Source organism: Zongyangia sp. (genome assembly GCF_965361945.1).
In genome coordinates, this window is the sequence record NZ_CBDTOK010000032.1 from 1 (window position 1) to 3,848 (window position 3,848).

At 49.7% G+C, this 3,848-nt stretch carries 3 protein-coding genes and 1 tRNA gene; 3 read left to right on the top strand and 1 reads right to left on the bottom strand.

Going from position 1 to position 3,848, the window contains the following annotated elements; translation table 11 throughout:
- Positions 1 to 300: 300 nt before the first annotated feature.
- The 3 genes from ACZ25G_RS01940 (at position 301) to ACZ25G_RS01950 (ending at position 2,746) form a co-directional block, all read left to right on the top strand.
- A tRNA-Arg gene (locus ACZ25G_RS01940) sits at positions 301 to 377 on the top strand.
- Between the two features lie 642 nt (positions 378 to 1,019).
- Positions 1,020 to 2,072, top strand: coding sequence for an inorganic phosphate transporter (locus ACZ25G_RS01945; RefSeq protein ID WP_191482635.1), 1,053 nt, complete (start codon positions 1,020 to 1,022; stop codon positions 2,070 to 2,072).
- Between the two features lie 50 nt (positions 2,073 to 2,122).
- Positions 2,123 to 2,746 carry a DUF47 domain-containing protein gene (locus ACZ25G_RS01950; RefSeq protein ID WP_463681356.1) on the top strand — a complete coding sequence of 208 codons (624 nt, stop codon included), beginning with the start codon at positions 2,123 to 2,125 and terminating at the stop codon, positions 2,744 to 2,746.
- A 73-nt stretch (positions 2,747 to 2,819) separates the two neighbouring features.
- Here the strand turns inward: ACZ25G_RS01950 and ACZ25G_RS01955 are convergent.
- On the bottom strand, positions 2,820 to 3,848 hold a 1,029-nt coding region (locus tag ACZ25G_RS01955; RefSeq protein ID WP_463681357.1), incomplete at its 5' end, for a sensor histidine kinase.

Sequence of the window (3,848 nt, forward strand, 5' to 3'; positions counted from 1 at the left end):
CAATATATTTCCCAAATCTTTTTTCGCTATCTCAGCTCTTTTCCGGCCTCCCGGCCCTCTCTCCGAGACAGCTTGTTTATTTTAGCACATACCTTCCCCACTGTCAACTGTTTTTCGGACATTTTTTTACATTTCCCGATTTTTATACGATTTCTATACAAATAGTTTTTAATCTCCTTTTAACCCCTCCTCTTTATTATACTATTTGAATATTTTCCTATAAAAAAGAAGAATTTTAAAGAAGCATCTTTTCTTTTTTTCTAATTTGTGGTATACTTTTTATCGTTCTCAATTTGAGACGCGCTCGTAGCTCAGCTGGATAGAGCGTTAGACTCCGACTCTAAAGGCCGCAGGTTCGACTCCTGTCGGGCGCACCACCAGGCTGAGCCTGGACGCAATTCGCGTTCCGGGCTCAGTTTTTTTATTTTGTCTATTCACTCGCGTTTATGGTGGGGATCTTTTTTGTACCGTAAGCCCACCAGGCTGAGCCTGGACGCAATTCGCGTTCCGGGCTCAGTTTTTTTATTTTGTCTATCCGCTCGCGTTTATGGTGGGGATCTTTTTTGTACCGTAAGCCCAAGCCGTCGTGAACGACACATAATCTCCGACGGCTTTAAATAAAAACTGTCTCCACTTTTATTCCAGAGGGATGTCCCAGTGGATATTCCTGCCGATGCTGATCCGGGCTTTGATCTTTTACGCCCTATTTCTTTCATTATATAATATACGCCTTAAAATTAAATAAAATATGGCGCATCCTCCTATCTATGCCTTCCTTTTTTAACCTTTAAAGAAACCGCTACAACGTTACTGCTGATTTGAACGACTCGGGTGCATAAATTTACAAAAATTATAGTTCAATTTACATTGTTTATACAAGAATTATATTTTCTATTGACGTTGTCTCATTTTGATGTTACCCTTAACATTAAACGGAGTAAGTTGTCGAAAAACAATCCTCCCATCGCCTGGCCGGGACTTTATAGTCGCGCTTGGTAACTACAAGGCAGGTAACAATTATGGATGTATCATTCTCCTATTTTATCAGCGCCATGGCTTCAAGTCCTGTGCTGCTGGTCACTGTGGTGCTGACGATGGGCGTCATCTTTGTCAATGGATGGACTGACGCTCCCAACGCTATCGCCACTTGCATTACCACACGCTGCATGCGGCCCCGGGTCGCCATTATGCTCAGCGCCGTCTTTAATTTCCTAGGTGTATTGGTCATGACCCACATCAACAGTTCTGTGGCCTCTACCATTAGTAACATGGTGGATTTCGGCGGTGACACCCGGGAGGCACTGATCGCTCTGTGTGCGGCGTTATTTTCCATCGTGGTATACAGCGTTGTAGCCTCTATGTTTGGCATTCCCACCAGCGAAAGCCACAGCTTGATTGCCGGTTTATCCGGTGCTGCCATCGCTATCCAAAACGGCGTTGGCGGCATCAATATGGAGGAATGGGTCAAGGTGTTGTATGGCCTGGTGGCCAGCTTAGCCTTGGGCTTTGGCATCGGCTGGGTGGTCTGCAAAGCCCTTACGATCATTTGCCGTAAAATGGACCGTAGACGCACCAATAAATTTTTCACCGGAGCCGAGGTATTCGGTGCTGCCGCCATGAGCTTTATGCATGGCGCGCAGGACGGCCAGAAATTTATCGGTGTGTTGTTTTTGGGAGTAGCCTTTAGCAACGGGATGAACAGCGTCAGCGGCGTGCTGATTCCTGTCTGGCTGATGCTTTTGTGCAGTGCGGTTATGGGTATCGGTACCAGTGTCGGCGGTGAAAAAATCATCAAAGCAGTAGGCATGGATATGGTCAAGCTGGAAAAGTATCAAGGTTTTGCTGCTGACTTATCGGCGGCGCTGTGTTTGTTATTCTCCAGCCTGTTTGGTATCCCTGTATCCACCACCCACACAAAGACCAGCGCTATCATGGGTGTGGGCGCTGTTAAGCGGCTCTCCGCCATCAACTTCGGCGTAGTCAAAGACATGGTGCTGACCTGGGTGTTCACCTTCCCTGGCTGTGGTCTCATCAGTTTCGTCATGGCCAAATTGTTTATGATGCTGTTCTGAGCAGCTTTTCCATAACAGCCCTAGGACTGTACAGATAAAGGAGCAAAATTATGTCGAAAAAACAAGACAGCTTTTACTATGAAAATTTCAGTGCCTGCGCCGGTTATGCCTGCCAGGCGGCCCACTATCTGGAAGATGTACTAAAAGACTTCGATCCTGAGCGCCTGCACAGCATGTTGGACGAGCTGCATCAGGTAGAGCATGCCGCCGATGAAAAAAAGCACGAGCTTTCCAATGTGTTGGCCCGGGCATTCATTACCCCCATCGAGCGGGAGGACATCATCCTTCTGAGCCAAAGCATTGATGAGATCACCGATAAAATCGAGGATGTCATGCTGCGGCTGTACTGCAACAACATCCAGTCCATCCGGCCTGACGCCATCGAGCTGGGCGCGGTGCTTATCGGCTGCTGCGAGGAGCTGCAGCGGCTGCTGGATGAGTTTTCTGATTTCCGCCGCTCCAAAAAGCTGCGGGAATACATCATCCATATCAACACCTTAGAGGAACAGGCTGACCGATTGTTCATCGACAGTATGCGTTTGCTTCACACCTCTTGCCAGGATCCGTTGACCGTCATCAGCTGGCGGGAAATTTATATCTACCTGGAAAAATGCGCTGACGCCTGTGAGCATGTAGCCGATGCGGTAGAGAGTGTTATTATGAAAAACACCTGATATCGATTAAAAATTTAAAAGGCCCTGTCCGATTTACTCGGACAGGGCCTTTTCTTTTTATATGAGCTGGACGCTATTGGGAGTTTCTCTCCTCTAGGGAAGATCCCGGCCGTTTTTCTTCCTCCCGCCGGCCTTTCTCCTTCCGGGGCGGGAAGACAGCTTCCATGACGAGGACCGGCCCCTCCTGTCCCCAGGCCCGGATTTTCCCCTTGTGGGCATCCACAATGGCCTTGGCTATGGATAATCCCAAGCCGTATCCTCCCGTCTGGGAACTTCGGGACTGATCCCCCCGGTAGAACCGGTCAAACAGGTGCTCCAGGTTCTGGGCGGGAAGAGCTTCCACCGTGTTTTCCACCGCCAGCCGGACAGATTTCCCCTGTTTCTGTAGGGAAAAGTGGATTTTTCCCTGGGCTGGCGCATATTTAAGGGCATTGTCCAGCAGGATGGTCACCAGCTGCCGCAGGGCACTCTCATCACCGTAAAGGGAGATCATGGGCTGAATCTGGGCCGTAAACTCCTTGTCCTGGGTCACAGCCAGGGCCTGGAGGGACTGGGCCGTCTCGGTGACCAGGTCGGAAAAGGGGAATTCGATCATCTGCAGCCGGTGTTGCTCCTCCATTCTGGATAGCTGGATGAGTTCATTGGTCAGGGCTGAGAGCCGTTTTGTCTGTAGCTGGATATCCCGTAGCCACTCATTTTCCCCCAGTTCCATCTCCAGCACCTGGGCGTCAGCGCCAATGATGGTAATGGGGGTTTTAATCTCGTGGCCCGCGTCGGTGATAAACCGCTTCTGTTTCTCATAACTTTCCGAAACAGGGCGGACCATCCACCGGGAGAAAAGGAGGATTAATCCCAGCACCGCCAACAGTCCCAGGGCGCAGATTCCCAGACTTGCCAGCAGAAAGGACCGGAAGGTGGAAAGATTGCGGCCGCAGTCCAGGAAAATTACCCAGATCTCTTCCCCATCTTGATACTGGATAAAACGGTAATTCCTGAGGAAGCCCCGCTCCTTCCCATCTTCCCAAACGCTTTTGGCAAAAGCGATGGCGCTTTCGGTATCCACCGCGGCGATTTTTCCCGTGTCTACTGTGATGATCCCCCC